Below are 23,224 nucleotides of genomic sequence, written 5' to 3' on the forward strand. Positions count from 1 at the left end.
AAAAATCTCTATGAAAAATTATCTTAAATATATTGGAATTTCAGCCTGTGCCATGTTTCTTTCATGCGAGCCTGAGTTCGATAATCAAGTTCAAGAAAATGATATTTATGTCAGTGGAGATGCTGACTTTAGTAATTTCGTTTCTGTTGGTAACTCATTAACTTCAGGTTACGCTGATAATGCGCTTTACATACAAGGTCAAGAAAATTCTTTCCCAAATATTATGGCAACTAAATTTGAATTAGTTGGCGGAGGAGAGTTTAAACAACCGATGATGGAAGACAATCTTGGAGGTTTATTACTAAGCGGTCAACAAATTACTGAAAATAGATTGGTTTTGAGTGTAACTTCTGGTTCACCTGCACCTGCAATTTTAGCAGGAACACCTCAAACAGAAATCACAAACAAACTTTCAGGATCTTTTAATAACATGGGAGTTCCAGGTGCTAAATCTTTTCATTTAGCAGCACCAGGTTATGGAAATCCAGCGGGAATAACGTCTGGACAGGCAAATCCTTATTTTGCAAGATTTGCCTCTTCTGAATCAGCGACAGTTATTGAAGATGCTGCTTCTCAAAATCCAACTTTCTTTTCTCTTTGGATTGGAAATAATGATATATTGAGTTTTGCAACTTCAGGTGGTATCGGTGTTGATCAAGCAGGAAACTTAGATCCGTCAACTTATGGCTCTAATGATATTACTGACCCAAATGTATTTGCATCAGTTTATAATGATTTGCTTAACGCTTTAAATGCGAACGCATCTGGAGGTGTCGTATTTAATATTCCTGATGTGACTAATATTCCTTTTTTTACAACTGTTCCTAATAATGCTTTAGCTCTTGATGCGGCTCAAGCACAAGGATTAACTGGTTTCTTTCAGGCATTTGCTGGTATTGCAACACAAGCATTAATTCAACAAGGTGTGCCAGCTGCACAAGCACAAGCTTTAGCAGCTCAATATGCAATAACATTTAATGAAGGGCCAAACAGGTTTTTAATCAGCGTTGAGCCTTCTCAGCAAAATCCTTTTGGATTTAGACAAATGACAGAAGAAGAGTTATTAGTTTTGACAATTGATCAGGCTGCTTTACAAAATGATGGTTACGGTTCTGTTGCTTTAACGCCAGAAGTGATGCAAGTTTTAGGTATTCTTCAGCAGGGCGGAACACCAACACCTCAGCAAGCAATGTTAGTTTTAGAGGCGGTTAACCCAATTCAAGATAAAGATGCTTTAGATGCTGATGAAATCATGATGGTGCAAACTGCAAAAGAATCTTTTAATGCGACTATTGAAGGATTAGCACAAGCTAATGGTTTAGCTTTCGTTGATGTTGATGAGTTGATGAAAGAAGTTTCTTCAACTGGTATTGTTTATGAAAGTGGTGTGATGACATCAACTTTTGTGACAGGTGGAGCGTTTTCTCTTGATGGTGTTCATTTAACTCCTCGTGGATATGCATTCATTGCAAGTGAAGCGATACAATCAATTAATGAAACTTACGGATCTACCGTGCCTACTGTTAACATTGGTAACTTCGGAACTGTTACTTTCAGTGATGACGTTCAGTAGTTAATCAATTATTTTAGAAAGAATTTAAAAAACTGTCTCATTGATTTGAGGCAGTTTTTTGTTTATAAAGTAAAAAAAGATCCTGATTTCAACAACGAAATCAGGATCTTTTGTATTGATATAAAAAGTTATAAAAACTAGCTTTTCGTTTTTAAATCAGTAAAATGCTTATAGAAATATGGAATTGTTTCGATTCCTTTCAAGAAATTCCAAACGCCAAAATGTTCATTAGGCGAATGGATAGCGTCTGAATTCAAACCAAAGCCCATCAAAATTGTTTTACTCTTTAAATAACCTTCAAATAAAGAAACAATAGGAATACTGCCTCCACTTCTTAAAGGAATAGCATCTTTTCCGAAAGTATCTTTAAATGCCAAATCAGCAGCTTTGTAATCTATTCCATCAATCGGTGTCACATAAGCTTGTCCGCCGTGATGCGGTTTGACTTCTACAGTGACGCCAGCAGGTGCAATACTTTCAAAATGTTTTTTAAATAACTCAGTGATTTCTTCCCAATTTTGATTTGGTACTAAACGCATGGATATTTTGGCATAAGCCTTACTTGCAATAACTGTTTTGGCGCCTTCACCAATATAACCTCCCCAAATACCATTGACATCTAAAGTTGGTCTGATTGATGCGCGTTCAAGTGTCGAGTAAGCTTTTTCGCCATGTACATCTGGAATGCCGATATGTTCTTTATACTCATCTAAATCAAAAGGAGCTTCAGCCATTTTTTGGCGTTCTTCCTTTGAAAGCTCTTCTACTTTGTCGTAAAATCCAGGAACTGTAATGCGGTTATCTTCATCTTGTAATGAAGCAATCATTTTATTTAAAATATTGATAGGGTTGGCAACTGCGCCTCCGTATAAACCTGAATGCAAATCACGATTTGGTCCTGTAACTTCAACCTCAACATAGCTTAAACCTCTCAAACCTGTTGTGATTGATGGCGTATCTTTACTGATCATTCCTGTGTCAGAAATCAAGATCACATCATTTTCTAGTTTGTCTTGATTGCGTTCTAAAAACCACTCTAAACTCACACTTCCAACTTCTTCTTCACCTTCAATCATAAATTTGACATTACAAGGTAAGTTGTCAGTTTCTGTCATGTATTGTAAAGCCTTAACATGCATAAACATTTGGCCTTTATCATCACAAGCACCACGCGCAAAAATAGCACCTTCAGGATGGATGTCAGTTTTCTTGATCACTGGCTCAAAAGGAGGGCTTGTCCATAAATCAATTGGGTCTGGCGGTTGAACATCATAATGTCCATAAACTAAAACTGTTGGAAGTTTTGGGTCAATTATCTTTTCACCATAAACAATTGGTAAGCCAGGAGTTTCACAAACTTCAGCTGTATCACAACCAGCGCTGAGTAAACTCTTTTTAACAGCCTTAGCAGCTGCATTAACATCATCCTTGAAAGCAGGGTCAGCACTCACTGAAGGAATTTTCAGAAGCTCAATTAACTCGTTTAAGAATGCATCTTTATTCTTTTCTATATAATCTTTTGGTGATAGCATAAAAAAATATTTTAGGACAATATATAAATTTTTAAGGAATCGATGTTTGTCAATTCTGATTATTGTTTATATTTGCACCCGTTTAAAACAAGTTTATGTTTTAGACAACATTATTTCTGGCGTGGTGGCCTCGAAGTGTTCGGTAAATAGACACTCAAAAAACAACTAAAATGCGGGCGTGGTGGAATTGGTAGACACGCTAGACTTAGGATCTAGTGCTTCACGGTGTGAGAGTTCGAGTCTCTCCGCCCGCACAACGCAAAACCTCAACAATCTAATTATCAGATTGTTGAGGTTTTTTTTATGTCTGTCATATAAGGATTTTGTACTAAAACTAAATTTTAAAAATTTCATTTAATTCTTATCTTTATTAAATAATAGGCATTTTATTTTTCGATTGGAACTTGATAATTTATACTGATCAAAATCATCATAAATAAAAAATTAGCAAGAAACAATTCTTTAAATTTGTAGCTTCGTTAGCACCTAAGAAGTTTTATAAGCTTTATAAAAGTATATCCTATGTTATATCAAGATATTTCAAGCTTGCAAGATCGGACTAGATATTTACTAGAAGGATATGGACTAGCGGAAAAGTCATCCAATTTTTTAGCAGTAGTTATTAATAGTCTCGCCTTATTTATTGCTAGTTGGCTTTTTTCTTTAGTTATTCGAACAATAATTCGCGCTCTTGTAAAGCCTTGGCTAAAAAAGAAAAAGAATGAGCGTACCTCTATTTTTATTAAGAAAAGAGTCTTTGATGCTTTGGCAAAGCTGATGACTGGCTTTGTGGTTTACTATCTTTTACCACTGTTTTTTAATATTAGTGCAGCTGCCACGCATAACCTGCGGATACTTGCAGTCATTTATATTATTATCATGACCATGGTCTTTCTGACACGTACACTCCATTCCTTGGAATATTTAGGACAACATAGTAAAAAATATGAAAAGAAACCTGTAAGTAGTTACATTCAAGTGATGCTGATTATTTGCTATCTCATCTCTGCTGTTCTGATCATTTCTATACTTTTCGGAAAATCGCCCATGACAATTATTACTGCTTTTGGCGCAGGGATGGCTATTGTTCTCTTGATATTCAAGGATGTTATTTTAGGTTTGGTAGCGAGTATTCAAGTGTCGGTTAATGATATGGTGCGCGTGGGTGATTGGATTTCTATTTATAATTATGACGCTGATGGGCAGGTGACTGAAATTAACCTGACCAGTGTTAAAGTGAGAAATTGGGATAATACCATCAGTAATGTTCCAACTTATGCTTTGGTTTCAAATGGTTTCAAAAATGTACGAGCGATGGAGGATACCAATATCAGACGTATTATGCATCATTTGCTCATTGATCTTAGAAGTATTAAAAAAGTTGATAATGATTTTATTAAAAAACTTCGTGCTAAAGGTCTTTTCTCTGGCGAAAGTGAAAAATTAAAGTGGAACGATGAAAAAGGATATGATTTTGAGAAGCTTAGCACTATTACCAATCTCAGTCTTTTTAGGCAGTATATAGAATCTTTTCTTATGATGCATCCAGGTATAAATAACGAATATATGGTAGTGAGACAGCTTCAGCAAGACGGTAATGGACTTCCTTTGGAAATATATGCCTGGGTTAATAGTGTTAGTTTTAAACCATTGAATTTAATTCAATCAGATGTTTTCGAACATTTAATTGCGGTTATTGGGGATTTCGATCTTGTCTTGTTCCAAAAACCTTCAGGGAATGATATTAAAAATCTGAATGAAAATATATTAGATTAATTATAATAATTCTGTTGAGTTTGTATAATAATTGTCATACTAATTCTCAAAAAGAGTTTCTCCTTCTTTTTTTAGTATATAACTATCTCCTTTTCCGCGTAGCTCATATTGGTCATTTTCATACCAGATTCCTGAGGCTGCTTTTTTCTGTTCCAAATCAATTTGTTCGCCGCCGTTTAAATAGGCCTTAAGCGTTCCAGCGGTATTGTTGAACGTCATTGTTAAAACATCGCCATTGTTATTTTTTACTTCCACATCGACTTTATCATCCTCGTGTTCAAAAACTGTTTTCCCGTCTTTCTTCAGCGAAATATCATTTCCTTTTCCGCGCAATTCATATTGGTCATTTTTATACCAAATACCTGATGCAGCTTTTTCTTGACTCAACTCAATAGTTTCTCCTTTAAAATTTAGGATTGCGGTTCCCTTTGAATTATCAAAAGACATTTTAAGGGTTTCACCTTCTTGATTGGTCAAAGATTCAGTAACTATATCTTTAGAAGCTGTTTGCTCTGTGTTAGTGTTGTCTGTATTTTCTTGTTTTGAATTATCCTTACATGAAATGAATACAGTTGCTGTTAGCATTCCAACTACAAAAAATCTTCTTATCATATTTTCTTTTCTATGTTTTAAGTTTAGTAATTTTAAAATTTAGTTCTGTATCAAAACTATATAAAGTTTTGTATTAAGGGAGGTTAATTAAATTAACATTAACCAATAAGCAGCTTTTTTTAATAATCTCTAACTTTTAATTAAGCTGGTAATTCCATCGGCACTTCCATTAGAAGTATTTTAGAATCTTCAAGCGCTTCCAGTTTAAAAGATTCGGTTTCGCTTATTCCTAGAGCATCTCTTCTTTCCAAAACTTGATCTCCTATTTTAGCTTGACCTTCAAGGACAAAAACATAGACACCATTGCCTTCTTTTTTTAAGTCATATTTTTTTGAATTTCCTTTGTCGAAATTAGCGAGATGGAACCATGCATCTTGATAGATCCAAACGCCATCATCATTTTTGTTTGGTGATAGAATTTGTTGAAAGTCATTTGGCTTTGCATGATCGGCTATTGTGATTTGATCGTAACGAGGTTCAACGCTCATTTGATTTGGGATGATCCAAATCTGTAAAAACTTCACAGGCTTGTCAGGATTGTTGTTATATTCCGAATGCATAACGCCAGTTCCTGCACTCATTACCTGGATGTCGCCTTCTTTGATAATGGTTGAGTTGCCCATATTGTCCATATGCTTTAAGTCTCCTTCCAGCGGAATGGAAACAATTTCCATATCCCTATGCGGATGGGTGCCAAAGCCCCTGTTTTCAGAAACGGTATCGTCATTGAGTACACGAAGTACACCAAAATTCATACGTTCTGGATTGTGGTAATTTGCAAAACTAAAGCTATGCTTAGAGTGTAACCAACCGTGATTAGCATCGCCTCTTGAATCTGATTTATGAAGTATTGTTTTCATGATTTAATTTTTAATATTTTGTTTTTAAATTAATTGACTTTTTATTCCTTAATGGCTTTTTCAATTCTTGGGTCAGGAACGATCCACATGATAGCAACAGCTAAGTAAATTGTGAGACTTAGCATAGGAATGAAAAATGATATGCCTGCACCAGAGAGATATAGAAATAATGAAAGGTTCATTCTTCTATCTTTGCTATAAATTCTTCCGATATTTGAATCTTTTCCTTCACTTTTGATAACGCAAAACACTAAGATTTTAAAAGCGACTGCTGCCATAAATAAGACTAAACCATAAATTGCTGTCGGATTATCTTCAAAATAATTTTTACCCATCCAGTCTGTCGCAAATGGAAAAAGAGATAACCAAAACAATAAATTTAAATTAGCCCATAAAATCTTTCCATTCACTTTATTAACAGCTTGTAATAAATGATGGTGATTATTCCAATAAATACCGATGTAAACAAAGCTTAAGAGGTATGTCAGGAAAACAGGAAGTATAGGTTTTAAAGCTTCAAAAGTGTAAGCTTCTGGTGCGCTCATTCCTAAAACCATGATCGTGATAATGATTGCTAACACACCATCACTAAAAGCTTCTAGTCTTCCTGTCTTCATCGAATACGTGGTTTTGGAAGTGGTACATAATCATCCTCATCTCCTACGACTTTTGGAAAAGCATCTGTATTTTGTTCTTTCCAATCTTTTTTTGCTTTTTCAATCACATCTTTATCTGAATTGACAAAATTCCAATGAATGTGGCGTTCTTCTTCAAAAGGAGTTCCTCCAAAAATATAAATAGTCGTATTGGGTTCCATTTCAAAAGAACACAATGTACTGTCTTTAGCAACGAGAATTTGCTTATTGCCGTAGTTATGGCCATCGGCATTAATACTTCCTTCTAAAATGTAAAGAGCGCTTTCTCCATAAAGGTCTTCACCGATGTTAATTTGTTTTTTATCCTTGCTTTTTATTTCGATAAAATATAATTCACTATGGACTGGGACAGGAGATGTTTTGTTAAAAGCTTTACCAGCAATTAATTTAAATTCTGCGCCTTGTTCACTCCAATGTGGAATATCTTTTTCTTTAATATGCTCAAAACTTGGCTCTGTATGCTCAAGGTTTTTAGGGAGAGCTACCCAAATTTGTAAACCGTGTAATGATTTTTCTGTGTCGCGTAAATATGCAGGAGTTCTCTCTGAATGAACAACGCCCTTGCCTGCAGTCATCCAATTAACAGCTCCAGGCTTGATTTCAATATCAGATCCTAAACTGTCTTTGTGTTGAATTGAACCTTCAAAAAGATAGGTAAGCGTAGATAAACCAATATGAGGATGTGGAGCAACATCAAGATTCTCCTCTTTACTCATGTTTGCTGGCCCCATGTGATCTATAAAGACGAAGGGTCCAACTGCTCTTTTTTGTCTAAATGGTAATAAACGACCGACCATAAAGTTACCAATATCGGCGGCGCGTTCTTCTATAATTAATTGCGTATTTGACATAGTTTTAAATTTTTATCTTTTTCTATTAATAAATGCTTTCAAAGCACCGGTAGACCATAATGCCCACACCACTAATACTGGTTGGAAAAATAACCGGATGAGTCTAGACTTGTCTGTATTCAAGCCAAAAGCATCTACTTCGTTTACGTATTGCGAGATGTTTCCGGGGAAAATCAAAACGAAAAAAATGGCTGTTGCCAAACCAACCAAAACCTTCCATTTGTAAAGGGCAATTAGCGAAAAACCAAGTATAATTTCTACAATTCCAGAAAGGACCACCACCAAATCTGTAGCCATAGGAACCCAATTTGGCACTTGTGCCACAAATTCTTCTCTGTTAAAGCTTAAGTGACTAATTCCTGCAAATAAAAGTGCTGCTCCCAGCAAAATTCTGCATATGGTTTGAACCCAATTGGTATCTTTTCCGTGTAGCCATTGTAAGTTTTTGGGTAGTTTAATCATCTATTTTTATAATAATTTTAAAATTTATTCAAAGTAAAACGATTTCATCCTGCGCATTTTTCTTTCTTATTTTAAAAATACAGTGGTAAAATTATGCGATATGATTTTGAAAGACTTTGCACTGCAAATACAAATGTGGCTACAATCTAATAAGCATACGTATTTAGACAAAAGTCTAACACTTTTAAGCTTACTTAAGCCAAAACGTCTTTGATGCTATCATCTTTTTCAAATCGGCGTTTTGCATATGGACAAAGCGGAATGATTTTCACGCCTTTGTCACGAGCGAAAGCTACACCTGCCATAACAAGTTCCTTAGCATATCCTTTTCCTTCAAATTTTTCATTAACGCCAGTATGGTCAATGATAAATTTACTCTTGCCAGCCCATGTAAATGTCATTTCGCCAGCTTCTTCATTATTTTCACTAATGATAAAACGTCCCTTTCTTCCGTTATCTTCTCTTTCTATTTTTGCCATAATTTTTGTTTTAGTTGAATTTATTAAATTGAAATTATCAATCTTTTTCCTGAATCAATATTTTGTTTCCATAAATTTTCAATGTTTTCCAATTGACCTCTCACGATTTCCATCTCTAAGTCTCCATCAGCAGCGAGTTGAAACATTTCAGGAAGGATTTCATTGTTATATTCATCTAAATTGTCTTCTGATAAGCTCCCAAAACCTGATCCTAAAATCTGAATCGCCGAACTCCTTAATAGTCCTGATGATAGATTGATGTTTTCACCAGACATAGAGCCTACTGTTACAATTTTGGTTTGATGAGAGAAGCTTTTTAAGTCTTCACCTTTTAGTGCACTTATAATGGTTTCAATGGGTTTGCCCCATAAATAGTCTATAACTAAATCTATTGGGTTTTCACGATGAATATTTCTTATAGCTTCAATGAGTGTTGATTCATTTTCTTTAAGAGAAAGTGATTTATCAGCACCAAGATCTTTAGTTTTCTTTAAATTCTTTGAATTTCTTCCTGTTGTTATAATTGTTTTTGCACCATAATATTTTGCTATTTGCACAGCTATTAGACCTGTAAATCCGGTTGCTCCATTTATTAAAACAGTTTGACCTTTCTTGATTTTACCCCTGGCTTTTAAAGCCATAGCTGACCCTAAAACAGCATTTGGAAGAGCTGCAGCAATCTGCAAATCTAAATGGTCGGGAATCTCAACATATTTGTTTTTGTGAATAATAGCTTTTTCTGCTAACATCCCTGTAATTCCTTGAGCGTAAACTCTTTTGCCGTTTTCTAAAATGCCAACACCATCCATGCCTACCACAGCAGGTAGTTCTTTATGACGTGCATAATGCTCTCCACTTGCACGAATTTTGTCAAGATTTTTAACAGCTGCCATTTTTACTTCCATCAATATCTGATTGTCGTTTTGTATTTCTGGCGCAGGGAAATTTTTGTATTTAGGCGTTTCTCCTAATTTATTGATCACGGCAGCTTTCATCTGTTAAAAATGTTTTTTTGACTTGTTTTTAAATAATAACAATTTTATGCTTCACGCATTTCTTTTAACGCTTTAGTCCAAGCCTGTAATTTATTAAGCATCACATCTGCAGATTTTTTTAAAGGTTCATTAGCTTCAAAAACATTATCATCATTAATAAATTGAGCAAAGAACGGGATGTTTACAGCTTGTGGTAATGGCATCATTCCTAGGGTTGTTGTTGGTAGCTTTAACTCTTGTACAGCTCTTGTTCCGCCTGAAACACCACCATAACTGACAAAGCCAACTGGTTTTTCTTGCCATTCATTAAATAAATAATCCATCGCATTTTTTATAGTTGCTGGGCGACCATAGTTATATTCTGGAGTGATGAATACAAATGCAACCGCTTCATCAATGGTTTTGCTCCATTTTTTTGTGTGGTCTTTCGTGTATTTTTGCATCATCGGGTGATTTGGTTCGTCCATCAAAGGCAAATCAATTTCTTTTAGATCCAATAATTCAACTTCAAAATTTGAATATTGTTTTGCTAATTCTAAAAACCAATCAGCGACGATAGGTGCCTTGCGTCCAGGTCTTGTGCTTCCTACGATGATTTTGAGTTTATATTCCATTTTTTTAAGTTTTTAAATTAATTTTTTTTAAAATGTTATTAGTTAATCTTCTAAATAACCGAATTTTCCAATATTAAAGTCATTAAAAGCTTGCATCAATTCTTCTCTTGTATTCATCACAAAAGGGCCTTGTGCAGCAATCGGTTCTTGAATTGGTTCACCACTCATGATGAGTACCAAAGCATCATTTTCTGCTTCTACTTCAAAGAATTCACCATCGTTTGCCATCAATGCTAAATGGTCTGTGGGTGCTTTTTCTTGACCATTTATAATCACATTTTCTTCTAGTACAAGAAGTGCGGTATTAAAATCTGATGGAAAATTAAAATTAACTTTTCCGCCTTTATTTAACTTTGCATTGAATAAATGAATTGGCGTAAATGTTGAAGCAGAGCCTTTTATACCATTATATTCGCCAGCGATAACTTCAATATGTCCAGCATCATTTTGTAATTGATAGCGATTAATAGCTTCATTTTTAATGGCTTGATACTTAGGCTTTTTTTTCTTGTCTTTTGCAGGCAAATTAACCCAAAGTTGTACCATTTGGAAGTCACCACCTTTTTTACTCCATTCTTCTTCATGATATTCTTTATGCAAAATACCATTAGCAGCAGTCATCCATTGAATGTCGCCTTGATTGATGACTCCGCTACCACCACTACTGTCATGATGTGCAACTTTGCCTTTGTAAGCTATTGTAACTGTCTCAAATCCTTTGTGTGGATGTACGCCAACGCCTCTGGGCTTATCAGTAGGTGGAAAATGAAAAGTTGAATTATAATCAAGCATCAAAAAAGGATTCATGCGTTGCATATCCATTCGAAAACCAGAGGGTATAAAATTATGCACCCGGAAACCATCACCAACAAAATGTGGTTCTCGCGGACTTGCGATTAATTCTACTGTTTTAGTGTTCATTTATTGTAATTTATAGTTACGAATCTTAATTAAACGATGATCTAATTGATTGACAATTAATATTGACGTGATGTAAAGACATTTCAAAAATATAAAGAACGCAAAGCTTGATGTAGTTGAGGTGAATCTAGGTACGCTAAGCGATTGGCTTTGCGTTCTTGATGTAAGAATTTTATAAATCAGTTTTTCACAAAACTAATTTTATCAATATTACTGCTTCGTAAATTGAAGGTTAGCAATCAACTTTACTTTATCGCTTACCACGATGTTGCCAGCTTCAGTCACTGCACTCCAGTTTAAGTCAAAATCTTTTCGGTTGATGCTTCCTGTTGCTTCAAAACCTGCTTTTGTTTGTCCGTATGGGTCTTCTGCGATTCCATTAAAATCAACGTCAAGTGTAATTTCTTTGGTAATATCTCTTATCGTCAAGTCACCGACCATTTTATCTCCATCAAAAGATTTTGATTTAAAAGTAAGCTCAGGGAATTTTTCTGCATTAAAAAAGTCATCAGACTTTAAGTGCGTGTCTCTATCTTTTTTTTTTGTATTAATAGAATCAATTTTAGCAGAGAAACTGAATTTGGCATCTTTGAAATTTTCGTTTGCTGATTCAACTTCACCATCAAATTCTGTAAAACTTCCTGTGACAGTTGAAATCATCATGTGTTTAACTTTGAATTCAATTTCTGAATGTGATTGATCGACTTTCCAATTTGTTTTTACTGTTGTTTCCATTTTTTTAGATTTTTATATTTAACTTTATTATTTGATTCAAAATTAAGCTTCAATTATTTACTGTGCATTGATCTATGTTAAGAAGCTAAATATTGAATGTAATTTCTTTAATTTTAAAGAAAATCCATTTTATTTTTAATAAATTATAAGTTATTCCTGAATAGTTTTTGATTTCATTCTTTTAGTCAAAAAGTAATCTAAAGAATACTTGCCAGCTCCTATCGTGGTAATAGCCATAAAGATTGCAGCATATAGAAGAGGTAGTTCTTGTTTTCCAATTCCGTCATTGATGTGAATGACCAAGGCAGCAATTAACATCGTAAACAGTAATGGAATTGCGGCTAAGCGAGTTCCAAAACCTATCATCAATAAAATTGAACAAAAAACTTCTGCAAAGACTGTGAGAGCTAAAGAAGCTGTTGCGCCAACCCCAAGCGGATCTAGGAACTGAATTGGTTCATTACCAAATAAAGCCTCAAGTTTGCCTATACCGTGTGTCAACATTAAAACACCCGCGACTAGACGTAATAGAAGGAGTATAAAATTGATGTTGTTAGCGTAATGACCTGAATTGAAAATACTTTTAAATGCTTGTTTCATTTTTATTGATTTAAGTTGATCTTTTAAACTTGAAACAAAATTATACGATAACAACATACCCTACATTGATGTATGTTAAGAACCGAAAATTAGAGGTTAGAGGTGAGAGGTGAGCGGTTTGTTTATGTCTAAATGCAGAGGGAAATGGATTTATGTTAAAACAGCTATAGCTTAATGAGGCTTTTACTTCAGGAATTAGCTGTCATTCCGACATAGGAGGAATCTATCCTTTAAATAAGGATTATTTATTATGCATAACTAAAGCCATGAAAATAAATTGATCTAAGATTTTACAATTCAAAATCTAATTTTTAAAATTCTTCTTTGCCAATTCTTTGCGAACACGGCTTAAACTTTCTGGGGTAATGCCTAAGTATGAAGCAACCATGATTTGTGGAACACGCAATAAAATGTCAGGATACATTTCAATAAATTGAAGATAACGATCTTCAGCACTTGCACTCAGCAACATGTTGATACGGTTTTGGAGATGTCTGATATGATTATGAAGTAACTTATTGTTGAAACTTGTAAATTCAGGAATCTTTTCAGATAATATTTCAAAAAAATTGTTACCAATCATCACAACATCACTTTCTTCTTGAGCTTGAATAAAATAGGAAGAAGGTTGATTAAAATAAACACTTTCTCTATCAGAGACAAGCCAATTTTCAGGTGCAAAAAGTATCGTGTGTTCTTTCCCTTTTTCGTCAATAGAATATTGCCTTAAAAGTCCTTTTTCTACAAAGAAGGTAAATTGACAAAATTCACTTTCTTGTAATAAAAACTCATGCTTTTTAAGGTTTTTTACTTGACAATCCTCAAGCAATAATGAAATTTTATCTTCATTAAAGTCAAGATTCTTACTTAAGAAATTTATTAAATTTTGCTTTTCCATTTTATTTCTGTCAATATAAATGAAATTGTTATCGTAGTCAATTTTTAAAGAATTTTTATTTATTCTAAGAAAGATTGAATGATGAGTTTATCAAGAGGTTTCATCAAAAACTTGAAAAATTCAATCATGTCATTTTTTTAGTTAATCAGCTGCGATTTTTTCTTGTTTAAGCTTCTTTCGAGTTTGTTTGATGGTTAATGAACTGCCATCATGGCTCCAGCCTGGAGGACCAAAAATATACATGAACTTGTCACCCCAATTTTTAGATTTCTTCATGTCATTCCAAATGTTTTTGTACTCATGTGTTAGAATCACATAGAGATTATATGAGTTTGGAGGTGTAGAAACACCATATTTTATATCAATAGATTCATCCAGTTCTTTCCATGTGCCAAAAATGCGATCAAATATATTTAGAAAACCACCGTGATTTTTATCCATATACTCAATGTTTTGAGCGTGGTGAACTTGATGCATTGTGTGCGTGTTTACAAATTTTTCAAGAAAGCCTAAATTCTTAATGTATTGTGTGTGCAATTGAAATTGCCATAAAGCTTCAATACCTAAACAAACGACAAGCATTTCTGGTGGAAAACCAATAATAACAATCCATACATAAAAGAAAGGCTTGTAAAAAATAGTAAACCAACCATTACGAACAGCAGTTCCCAGATTAAAATTATCAGAGGAATGGTGAACAATATGCGCAGCCCATAAAAATCTAACCATATGGTTTTGACGATGGAACCAGTAGTAAGTGTAATCATCTAAGAGCATACAGAATATCCAAATATACCAAGCATATCCAAAAGATTCCCAACCCATGATATTGGTGCGAACACCATCTACAATCGGGTTAAAAAGCTCATAAGCAAAATTGAAAATCAGAATCATAGAAACGGTTTTCATAAGTGCGCCGATCACAGCTGATCCTATGCCAAGCGATAAACTTGACAATAAATCTTTCCAATTATATAGCTTTTTATTGTCTCGTGTTTTGCTATACGAAAGCTCTAAGGCAATTAAGGCGATGAAAATAGGAGCACCGTAAACTAATGGGTTGGTAAGATTCATTTATTAAAAATTTTAAGTAGAAGTCTGTTGATCTTGGATCATAATTTTGGCAAGTTAAACTTTATAAATTTTTCTAAGAGGCTCAGGTATGCTAATCTTAAACACTTTTTTGTTAAAAAAAATTTATTTTTAAATGCGTGACGAAAATTGCTAGCCAAAACTTGTTAAACATCTATCTACTTTTTTCAGATTGCAACAGACTTTCTGTAACTTTCGACTTTTAAAAAATTCACTTATGACAGCAAAAGAAAAAGTTGCTTCTTTGAGAGCAGAAATGAAGAAAAATAATGTCGATGCCTTTATCATATATTCAGCCGATCCGCACATGGGCGAGTATCTACCAGCTGAATGGCAAGAAAGGACTTGGCTTTCAGGCTTTACAGGTTCGGCAGGTTTTGTGGTTGTGACTAAAGACAAAGCCGGACTTTGGACGGATGGTCGCTATTTTACGCAAGCACCTGAAGAGCTCAAAGGTTCGGGTATTGATATGTTTAAAGATGGAATTGAAGGAACGCCACATTATATTGACTGGATTATTTCAGAAACTTCAGAAAATGCAACTGTTGCTGTTAATTCGCTTGTTACTTCACATTCTAATTGGCGTCAGCTTTCGGAGAAATTAAGTAAAAACAAGCGTCTACTTAAAGATTTGCCTTTGTTAAACGATGTTTGGACGGATCGTCCTTCTCCAAGTGAAAATCCTGTTTACATTCAACCTATGGAACGTGCTGGGCAATCTGTTAGTGATAAAATCACCGCAATTCGTTCTAAAATGAAAGAGCAAGATGCTTCTATGCATATCATCTCTAGTTTAGATGATGTTGCGTGGACACTGAATTTGCGTGGTAGTGATGTCAAATGTAATCCTGTTTTTTTAAGTTACTTACTTCTTACTCAGAAAGAGACAATCTTATTTGTTGACATCAATAAACTTGATGAAGAAGCTAGACGTCAAATGAAAGAGGCTGAGGTCACATTAAAAGCTTATGATAGCTTTTTTGATGATTTAAAAAATATTAAAAACGAGCAAATTTTAATTGCGCCAAATAGTAATCAATCTGTTTTTGAGGCTGTAAAAGAAAATAACGACATCATTAAAAAGCCAGTCCCAGGGCATTTAATGAAAGCCATCAAAAACAAAACTGAACAAGAAGGTTTTGAAAAAGTGATGGTGAAAGATGGCGTTGCATTAGTGAAGTTTTTACACTGGTTTACGCATGCTGTCGGTCAAGAAGAGCTCGACGAATATGGCGTTGGTCAAAAGTTGCATGATTTTCGAGCACAAGGCGAAAACTTTATAGGTAATAGCTTTGATACGATTGTAGGTTATAAAGGAAATGGCGCAATAATTCATTATTCTGCAAAAGCTGAAGGCAGTACAAAGATTACCGATCACGGCAGTATCCTTATTGATTCTGGCGGACAATATTTAGAAGGAACAACTGATATTACAAGAACTTTTGCTTTAGGCGAAGTCACAGATGAATTTAAGAAAGATGCAACAAAAGCATTGAAAGGATTAATCCAGTTGTCATTAGTGAAATTCCCAAAAGGAACAAAAGGCGTGCAACTCGATGCTTTTGCAAGAATGCCACTATGGATGGATGGTAAAGATTACAATCACGGTACAGGTCATGGCGTTGGTAGTTTTTTAAATGTACATGAAGGACCACAAAGCATTCGTAAAGATCTGAATCCTTATGATCTTGTTGACGGCATGGTGATGTCAAACGAACCTGGTTATTACGTCGAAGGACAATACGGAATTCGTCACGAGAATTTAGTCTTAACCAAAAAATGGAAAGAAACAGAGTGGAATACTTTTTATGAGTTTGAAACCTTAACTTTATGTCCTTTCTTTAAAAACATCATCGTGAAAGAAATGTTGACAGAAGAAGAAATCAAATGGATTAATGATTACCATAAAATAGTACAAGAAAAATTATCTTCACACCTTGAAGGTGATGTTAAAACTTGGTTTGAAGATTTAGTGACACCTCTTTAAAATAAGATTTTTTAAAAATTCAAAAGGCTTATTGGAATATTTCAATAAGCCTTTTTTCATATCATATTTCAGCTTTAAAAAAAACGTATTGACAGAGCAATTAGTATGTGTTCTAGTAATCTTTAATGGTGAAAACTCCCTAATCCTTAAAACCTATCACCTAATTAATCATTCACTAAAAACTGATTATTCGAAAAATGACAACTGCCAAGCAAATCTAATAGCAAAAACTTGATATCACAGACTAGAAGTAGAATCTAAGCTTCGCAACTTACACATTCTACTAAATTCTGAACTACCGTTTCTTTTGAAACGCTCTGGCTGCGTTGATAGTAAAGCGTTTTTACTCCTAACTCCCAAGCTTCTATCGTAAGCTTATTAACGTCTTTAACTGGTAAGTTTGATGGAATGTTGATGTTTAAACTTTGTGATTGATCAATATGTTTTTGGCGTACTGCCGCTTGTTGGATAATTTCTAACTGACTGATTTCTTTAAAAGTTTTAAAGACCATTTTTTCTTTTTCGTTTAATTCTTCAAGATGCTGAACGCTACCTTGATGTAACATAATGCTGCGCCAAGTTGCTTCATTGTCAATCTCTTTTTCCTTCAGTAAAGCCTTGAGATATTTGTTTTTCCGAATAAAATTACCCTTTGATAAGCCTGCCTTAAAATAATTACTGCTAAAAGGCTCTATCCCAGGCGATGTTTGTCCTAAAATAGCTGAGGAAGAAGTAGTGGGAGCCACTGCCATAAGGGTAGCATTACGGATACCATAATTCTTCAGTAGCTCAGGCTCTCCAAATATTTCTGCTAATTTTTGTGTGGCAGTATCGGCTTCTGATCGAATATGTTCAAAAATTTTATTTGTTAATTGTTTGGCTTCTAGGCCTTCAAATGCAATCATATTCTTTTGCAAATAAGAGTGCCAGCCCATGACACCTAAACCAATTGCTCTGTGTCGCTTAGCAAAATTATGAGCAGCCTTTAAGTAATAGTTATCTTCTGTTTTTTGTATAAACTCCTGTAGAACGGCATCTAAGAAGAAAATAGCAGTTTGTACGGCATCCGTATCTTTCCATTCATCATAGAGTTCAAGATTCATCGATGAGAGGCAGCAAATAAAAGACTCATCAAAATTAGAAGGAAGCATAATCTCAGAACATAAATTACTCGCGTTAATACGCATATTATGATCTTTGTAAACCTGAGGTTTATTCCGGTTTACATTATCCGAAAATAAAATATAGGGTATACCTTTTTGTTGTCTTGCTTCCAAAACTTTTGCCCAGAGTTTGCGTTTATCCATGTCGCCATCTATCATTTCTTGCATCCAATAATCAGGCACACAAACGCCAAAGAACAAATTTTGTAGTGCATTCCCAATATCTTTTATTTGCAAAAACTCCTCAATATCAGGATGGTCAATATCTAGATAAGCAGCAAAAGCGCCACGTCTCACGCCGCCTTGCGAAATTGTGTCCATGGCAGTATCAAACAATTTCATAAAAGAAACCGCGCCGCTACTTTGGCCGTTGTCAGTAACAGCAGTTCCTCTTCCCCTTAACTCGCCAAAATAGCCAGAAGTGCCACCACCAATTTTAGTTTGCATAATTACTTCACCTAATTTGTGCGTGATTCCTTCAATATAATCAGGAACATGAACATTAAAGCAAGAAATGGGCAAACCTCTTTCAGTTCCCATATTTGCCCAAATCGGTGAACTTAAGCTCATCCACCCATTGTCGATAATCTCAATAAATTTTTCTTTTAGTTCAGGCCTAAAGAGTTGCTTGCTCGCTGCTGTAGCAATACGATCAATCGCTCCTTTTACACTTTCTCCTTTTAGTAAATAACCTCTATTTAAAATTTGCTCACTTTCATCGTTAAGCCACCATGGTTCACTCATAAGACATTGGTTTTTTTGTTGTTTTTATCTAAAGCCACAAAAGTGAAAACACCTGAAATGGATTTCTTTTGTGGGGTATTTTCATACATTTCTTCTTGAAATAAATCGACTTTCACCTTTAAGCTGGTGTTGCCAATTTCAGCAACTTCTGCTGCTAATTCAATAATCGTCCCGGCTGGGATAGGTTCATTAAAGTCAATCTGATCTGATGAGATTGTCACGACTTTCTTTCGGCTAAAACGCGTTGCCGTAATAAAGGCGACCTCATCCATCAAATTCATTGCTGTCCCTCCAAATAAAGTATCGTAATGATTGGTTGTGTTCGGAAAAACAACTTTAAAAATACTTGTACGCGATTGTGCTATTCTATTGGTAATCTCTGATGTCATCTCTCTATATTTAGAATAAATCTTCAGCATGAATACTTTTATCATGCTTTGTGTAAGCTGTTGGTCTTTTAGCAAAAAAGTCATCTAGTTCATTTGCAAAAACCTCTTCATCAAACCATTGCATAGGCTTGTATTGAACTTGAGAAATGTTGAATAATTTCGGGATACCAATTTTTTGTAGTGAGTCATCTACACGGTATTTCATGAAGTTGAGCATGTCATTCTTTGTAAAGAAATCCAGCTCTCCTTTCTCATAAATCCAATCTAGAAGTTGAGATTCGTAGTGAATGTATTTTTCAACATCTTGAGCCATTTTGGATTTAATTTTTTCGTCTAAAAATCCTTCTTCATTTATTTTATTTATTAAGTAAATACCGGCATCAGCATGATTTTGCTCATCAATAGATGTCCAAGCGATGATGTTAGAAGTGTTTTTTAGATAGCCTTTGAATCTTGTAAATGACAAGATATTTGCAAATTGTGAGAACAAGGAAGAGTTTTCAATCACAATAGTGAAAAATAGAAGTTTTGAGATAATGTCAGCATTGTTTAAAAGACTATTTTCAGTCAGCTCTATTTTTTCTTTAAACACTGGGATGTCAACAAGATTTTCAAAATCTTTTTGATAACCTAAAACCTCAATTAATCTGGCATAAGCTTCCCCGTGTCTAACTTCACATTCTGCAAAAGTAGCACCAAGATTATTAAATTCAGGTTTAGGGAAATGCCTGTACAAACCGCCCCAAAAGAGTTTGACACCAATTTCTACCTGAGCGATACTGAGTAAACTGCGTTTAACGATTTCTTGTTCTGTTTCAGAGAGATTAGATTTAAAATCTTGAATATCTGCTGTAAAGTCAATCTCTTTATGAACCCAAAAAGATGAATTCATACTTTCCACGAAGTCCATTACTTCGGGGTACTCAAAAGGTTTGTAATTTAAGCGTTTGTCAAAAATGCCCATTGTATTTAAATTTTATAAGTTTAACAATGGCACAAAAAAGGAAGAGAAAAAGGTATGAATAGCCTATTTCTGAACTTCGTTTTTTATGCGAAAACAAAATTCAAAACCAATTTGGCAGGTAATCTGGCTTACGATAATTTATCGCTTACAGTTGCGCAACAGCTTGGGATTTACACCCAATTCCCCTGTTTTCTGCCTTAAAATCAAGACAGCCAAAAAGGTATTTGCGACGAATTTATAAAACAAAATTGAATTAATGGCTATTGATTGAATCAAATTATTGAACTGAAAATTGAGAAGATAGCTCTAAAGCAATTGATGTATTCTTGAATATTTATAAAGATAATGAGGGCTAAAGCATCGGTATTTAAGTATTCAAGATTGCGTTTGTGTAATGCTAAAAGTGGAGAAATAAACCTCTAAAAAGCTATCTTATTGGAGTTTATGTTTAGACTTTAGAGCTTGTTAGCATGCATCATTATTGAGATGTAAATTTTTGATTTTATGAAAATTAGAAAAAATAGATAAAAGTGAGTAGATTATTTTATAATCTTACTCTGCCTATTGGTTGTTAATACTAGCCTTACAGTTAGAAATTGACAAAGAAAGTTATCTCTTAGCTAAAATGCTTTTTTAAATAAAAGTTAAATACTTCTCTATAACTAACTAATCGTTTAGATTTGCGGTGTAATTAGAAATAATGGCAAGAAAAAAAGGATATAACGAAGAGGCAGTTGTTGAAAAAGCTATGAACGTATTCTGGCAAAATGGCTATGAGGCAACCTCGATGCAAATGCTTGAAAAAGAAATGGGCATCAATAAGTTCTCTATATATTCAAGTTTTGGAAGTAAGCACGGATTGTTTTTAGAAAGCATAAAATGCTACAATGCCAAGACAAAAATTATTTTTGAAAAATTAGAGAAATCTTCAAATGGCATTGAAGGCATTAAACAATTTTTTTATGATTCAATTAATGTCCGCGAAGAAATAGGAAATGGGAAAGGCTGCCTGGTGACCAATACTTACTATGAGTTTTCTGAGAGCGATGATCAGTTAATAAAAGATCAGATGAAAAAGTTTATGGAAAACATCAAAAAAATCTTTATTGAAAAAATATCTGCAGATTCCAGCAAAGACAAAGAAACTGTACTCAAACAAGCTAACTTTCTGTTACTGGCAAAACACGGTTTAGCAGCAGCTTGTAGAGTCAATAATGAGAAAGAAATAGAAGATTATATTGAAATGACCTTTCAAGGTTTATAAACATTTTTTTTGCCCCAAATCTAAACGATTGTTTAGATATTTATTAATCACTAAAACAATAAAAATTATGACAACATTAAAAGTTCACAACATCGAAACTGCACCAGAAGAGAGCAAAGGCTTATTAGAGCAATCTCAAAAATCAAATGGGATGATACCCAATTTACATGGCGTATTGGCAGGTGCTCCAAAAATTCTTGAGGCTTACCAAACCTTGCATGAATTGTTTACAAAATCATCATTTAACAATGAAGAATTAACCGTTGTGTGGCAAGCCATCAATGTAGAACATGAATGCCATTACTGTGTTCCTGCACATACAGGTATTGCAAAAATGATGAAAGTAGATGACGACATCACAGAAGCACTACGTAACGAAACTCCATTGGAAGATGCAAAACTAGAAGCCTTAAGAACAATGACATTAGGCATTGTTCGTAATCGCGGAAACGTTTCTCAAGAAGATTTAGATGCTTTTTATGAAGCGGGTTATGGTGAAGCTCAAGTATTGGAAATCATTTTGGGATTGTCTCAAAAAACAATCAGCAACTATGTCAACCATATTGCAAACACCTCTGTTGATGAGCCTTTTGAGAAATTTTCTTGGAAGAAGGAAACGGACAAATAATATTAAAAAAAGGGTCAAAATAATTTAAGCCTCACTTTGTAATAAATCAATCAATAATTCAAAACAAAAACTATGTATAAAAGTTTAAAAGTAAGTGTGTTCACCGTATCCGCATTACTTCTTCTTTCATCTTGTAATTTCGGTGAATCCAAATCGTCTGAAGAAACCAAAGATGTGAAAGTAGAACAAAAAAGCGACGAAAATAGCAATCTAAAAGAAGCTCCACAATTTGAGGTGACCACCATCCAAGGGGAGCAAGTGAGTTTAAAACAATCCGTTGCAGATAACAAGCCGATAATGGTTTACTTTACTGCTTCTTGGTGCCCTATGTGTGCACAGAACTGGCCAGCCATTTCAGAGGTTTATCCTGAATATAAAGATCGTGTAAATTTTGTAGCTATTAGTATAGACCCTACAGATGATGAGGATGTGATGACAAAATTGGCTGAAGAACACAATATTGATTTCCCTTTAGTGAAAGGTACGCCACAAGTAATGTTAGACTTTGGTGTGCAAAAACAAGCCACTACAGTTGGGGTTAATAAATCGGGATCTATAACTTTTGAAGAAAGAGCCGTATTCACAGCTGATGAGTACCGTGAACTTTTTGAACAATTACTAAACTAGATGGGATTTATAGAGTTTTCTTTTTTACAAGGAGTATTGGCGTTTTTAGCTCCCTGTGCTGTTGCTTTATTGCCTGGCTATATTCTCGCCTTTATTTCTCGAAACTCAAATAGTGAATCTGCACTTTCTGCTCGTTTGGGTAGAGGATTAAAACTGGCGGGACTTAGTGTTCTAGGGATTCTTATAATCTACAGCATTGCAGGAGCAATGATTGTCTTGGCTGGTCAGGTATTAAAAGATTATATGAAGTGGATTACTATTGCTATGGGAACGATCTTGATAGTTCTTGGGGTTCTTATGGTATTGGGCAAGAGTATTTCTTTGTCTTTTAATGTTCAGAATTCCAATCCGAAAACGGAATCCATAGAAGCTTTTGTTTTTGGAGTTGGCTATGCGATTGGTGCTTTGGGATGTCTTTTCCCGCTATTTTTAATTGTAGCGACACAAGCTATGGCAGCCGAAACAATTTGGGAGGGTAGTTCCTATTTCTTAGCTTATTTTGCAGGGATGAGCGTGATGATGATTCTAACGATTCTTCTGGCAATTTTTGCCAAAGATTTCCTTCTGAAAAATTTAAGGAAAATACTTCCATATATGGAAAAAGTTACCGCCGTCTTGCTCATTATCGCTGGAGTATATGTCATCTATTACCAAATGTCATTATTTGCTTTTTAAGGCACTAGGTCTCTGTATCGTTTAAAATTAAAACTTTAAACGATACAGAGACTACTCCTATAAAACCTCCGTATTAATAATCGAATAAAAGAACATATAGCACAAAGTTTACAAAGTTGTATCGAAA

The 23,224-nt window shown here is 34.5% G+C and carries 24 protein-coding genes, 1 tRNA gene and 1 riboswitch; of the genes, 8 read left to right on the plus strand and 17 right to left on the minus strand.

Annotation, left to right across the window (positions count from 1 at the left end; all coding sequences use genetic code 11):
• Positions 1–10: 10 nt before the first annotated feature.
• Positions 11–1,573 (plus strand): SGNH/GDSL hydrolase family protein, encoded by a 1,563-nt coding sequence (locus tag CAP47_RS09105; protein WP_100776337.1) that lies wholly within the window; start codon positions 11–13, stop codon positions 1,571–1,573.
• 137 nt (positions 1,574–1,710) lie between these two features.
• Here CAP47_RS09105 and CAP47_RS09110 read toward each other — a convergent pair whose 3' ends face one another.
• Positions 1,711–3,105 carry a dipeptidase gene (locus CAP47_RS09110; RefSeq protein ID WP_100776338.1) on the minus strand — a complete coding sequence of 465 codons (1,395 nt, stop codon included), beginning with the start codon at positions 3,103–3,105 and terminating at the stop codon, positions 1,711–1,713.
• A gap of 172 nt (positions 3,106–3,277) precedes the next feature.
• On the opposite strand from CAP47_RS09110, the gene CAP47_RS09115 reads away from it, so the two are divergent.
• A tRNA-Leu gene (locus tag CAP47_RS09115) sits at positions 3,278–3,359 on the plus strand.
• A 268-nt stretch (positions 3,360–3,627) separates the two neighbouring features.
• The gene (locus tag CAP47_RS09120; RefSeq protein WP_100776339.1) at positions 3,628–4,881 is read left to right on the plus strand and encodes a mechanosensitive ion channel domain-containing protein; all 1,254 of its coding nucleotides are present in this window, start codon (positions 3,628–3,630) and stop codon (positions 4,879–4,881) included.
• Positions 4,882–4,920: 39 nt separating this feature from the next.
• On the opposite strand, the gene CAP47_RS09125 is transcribed toward CAP47_RS09120, so the two are convergent.
• The 13 genes from CAP47_RS09125 to CAP47_RS09185 form a co-directional block, all read right to left on the minus strand.
• Positions 4,921–5,493, minus strand: a complete 573-nt coding sequence (locus tag CAP47_RS09125; RefSeq protein WP_100776340.1) for an MliC family protein — start codon at positions 5,491–5,493, stop codon at positions 4,921–4,923.
• A gap of 140 nt (positions 5,494–5,633) precedes the next feature.
• Positions 5,634–6,353, minus strand: coding sequence for a pirin family protein (locus CAP47_RS09130; protein ID WP_100776341.1), 720 nt, complete (start codon positions 6,351–6,353; stop codon positions 5,634–5,636).
• 41 nt (positions 6,354–6,394) lie between these two features.
• A complete protein-coding gene (locus CAP47_RS09135) occupies positions 6,395–6,970 on the minus strand; it encodes a TMEM175 family protein (protein ID WP_100776342.1) in 576 nt (191 codons plus the stop codon).
• A complete protein-coding gene (locus CAP47_RS09140) occupies positions 6,967–7,860 on the minus strand; it encodes a pirin family protein (protein WP_100776343.1) in 894 nt (297 codons plus the stop codon). Before CAP47_RS09140 ends, CAP47_RS09135 begins: the two co-directional genes overlap by 4 nt.
• 12 nt (positions 7,861–7,872) lie before the next feature.
• Positions 7,873–8,322 carry a hypothetical protein gene (locus tag CAP47_RS09145; protein ID WP_100776344.1) on the minus strand — a complete coding sequence of 150 codons (450 nt, stop codon included), beginning with the start codon at positions 8,320–8,322 and terminating at the stop codon, positions 7,873–7,875.
• A gap of 194 nt (positions 8,323–8,516) precedes the next feature.
• Entirely contained in the window at positions 8,517–8,801 is a 285-nt protein-coding gene (locus CAP47_RS09150; protein ID WP_100776345.1) for a GNAT family N-acetyltransferase, read from the minus strand.
• Between the two features lie 23 nt (positions 8,802–8,824).
• Positions 8,825–9,796, minus strand: a complete 972-nt coding sequence (locus CAP47_RS09155; protein WP_100776346.1) for a zinc-binding alcohol dehydrogenase family protein — start codon at positions 9,794–9,796, stop codon at positions 8,825–8,827.
• Between the two features lie 44 nt (positions 9,797–9,840).
• The gene (locus CAP47_RS09160; protein ID WP_100776347.1) at positions 9,841–10,410 is read right to left on the minus strand and encodes an NADPH-dependent FMN reductase; all 570 of its coding nucleotides are present in this window, start codon (positions 10,408–10,410) and stop codon (positions 9,841–9,843) included.
• A 42-nt stretch (positions 10,411–10,452) separates the two neighbouring features.
• Complete coding sequence (locus CAP47_RS09165; protein ID WP_100776348.1) at positions 10,453–11,331, minus strand: pirin family protein; 879 nt, start codon at positions 11,329–11,331, stop codon at positions 10,453–10,455.
• A gap of 210 nt (positions 11,332–11,541) precedes the next feature.
• Positions 11,542–12,066: a YceI family protein gene (locus CAP47_RS09170; protein WP_100776349.1), complete on the minus strand. Its 525-nt coding sequence runs from the start codon at positions 12,064–12,066 to the stop codon at positions 11,542–11,544.
• 150 nt (positions 12,067–12,216) lie between these two features.
• Positions 12,217–12,666 (minus strand): DoxX family protein, encoded by a 450-nt coding sequence (locus tag CAP47_RS09175; protein WP_100776546.1) that lies wholly within the window; start codon positions 12,664–12,666, stop codon positions 12,217–12,219.
• A 304-nt stretch (positions 12,667–12,970) separates the two neighbouring features.
• Positions 12,971–13,564, minus strand: coding sequence for a Crp/Fnr family transcriptional regulator (locus CAP47_RS09180; protein ID WP_100776350.1), 594 nt, complete (start codon positions 13,562–13,564; stop codon positions 12,971–12,973).
• Positions 13,565–13,705: 141 nt separating this feature from the next.
• Positions 13,706–14,638, minus strand: a complete 933-nt coding sequence (locus CAP47_RS09185) for a sterol desaturase family protein (RefSeq protein WP_100776351.1) — start codon at positions 14,636–14,638, stop codon at positions 13,706–13,708.
• Between the two features lie 235 nt (positions 14,639–14,873).
• On the opposite strand from CAP47_RS09185, the gene CAP47_RS09190 reads away from it, so the two are divergent.
• On the plus strand, positions 14,874–16,643 hold the full coding sequence (locus CAP47_RS09190) for an aminopeptidase P family protein (protein ID WP_093238138.1): 1,770 nt from the start codon (positions 14,874–14,876) through the stop codon (positions 16,641–16,643).
• A gap of 257 nt (positions 16,644–16,900) precedes the next feature.
• On the opposite strand, the gene CAP47_RS09195 is transcribed toward CAP47_RS09190, so the two are convergent.
• Genes CAP47_RS09195 through CAP47_RS09205 form a run of 3 tightly spaced genes read right to left on the minus strand, consistent with a single transcriptional unit; the run spans position 16,901 to position 19,903 of the window.
• Entirely contained in the window at positions 16,901–18,550 is a 1,650-nt protein-coding gene (locus CAP47_RS09195; RefSeq protein WP_093238135.1) for a ribonucleoside-diphosphate reductase subunit alpha, read from the minus strand.
• A complete protein-coding gene (locus tag CAP47_RS09200) occupies positions 18,547–18,939 on the minus strand; it encodes an acyl-CoA thioesterase (protein ID WP_093238760.1) in 393 nt (130 codons plus the stop codon). Before CAP47_RS09200 ends, CAP47_RS09195 begins: the two co-directional genes overlap by 4 nt.
• Positions 18,940–18,949: 10 nt before the next feature.
• Complete coding sequence (locus CAP47_RS09205; protein ID WP_100776352.1) at positions 18,950–19,903, minus strand: ribonucleotide-diphosphate reductase subunit beta; 954 nt, start codon at positions 19,901–19,903, stop codon at positions 18,950–18,952.
• Positions 19,904–19,998: 95 nt separating this feature from the next.
• Positions 19,999–20,135, minus strand: a riboswitch (cobalamin riboswitch).
• A gap of 468 nt (positions 20,136–20,603) precedes the next feature.
• Here CAP47_RS09205 and CAP47_RS09210 point away from each other — a divergent pair.
• The 4 genes from CAP47_RS09210 to CAP47_RS09225 all read left to right on the plus strand — a co-directional run bounded on the left by CAP47_RS09210 (position 20,604) and on the right by CAP47_RS09225 (position 23,097).
• Entirely contained in the window at positions 20,604–21,167 is a 564-nt protein-coding gene (locus tag CAP47_RS09210; RefSeq protein ID WP_100776353.1) for a TetR/AcrR family transcriptional regulator, read from the plus strand.
• Positions 21,168–21,234: 67 nt separating this feature from the next.
• On the plus strand, positions 21,235–21,795 hold the full coding sequence (locus CAP47_RS09215) for a carboxymuconolactone decarboxylase family protein (RefSeq protein ID WP_100776354.1): 561 nt from the start codon (positions 21,235–21,237) through the stop codon (positions 21,793–21,795).
• A 72-nt stretch (positions 21,796–21,867) separates the two neighbouring features.
• On the plus strand, positions 21,868–22,422 hold the full coding sequence (locus tag CAP47_RS09220) for a peroxiredoxin family protein (RefSeq protein ID WP_100776355.1): 555 nt from the start codon (positions 21,868–21,870) through the stop codon (positions 22,420–22,422).
• Complete coding sequence (locus CAP47_RS09225; protein WP_100776356.1) at positions 22,423–23,097, plus strand: cytochrome c biogenesis CcdA family protein; 675 nt, start codon at positions 22,423–22,425, stop codon at positions 23,095–23,097. It abuts the gene before it with no gap.
• Positions 23,098–23,224: the final 127 nt, after the last annotated feature.

The organism is Psychroflexus sp. S27, from assembly GCF_002810405.1.
GTDB lineage: Bacteria > Bacteroidota > Bacteroidia > Flavobacteriales > Flavobacteriaceae > Psychroflexus > Psychroflexus halocasei_A.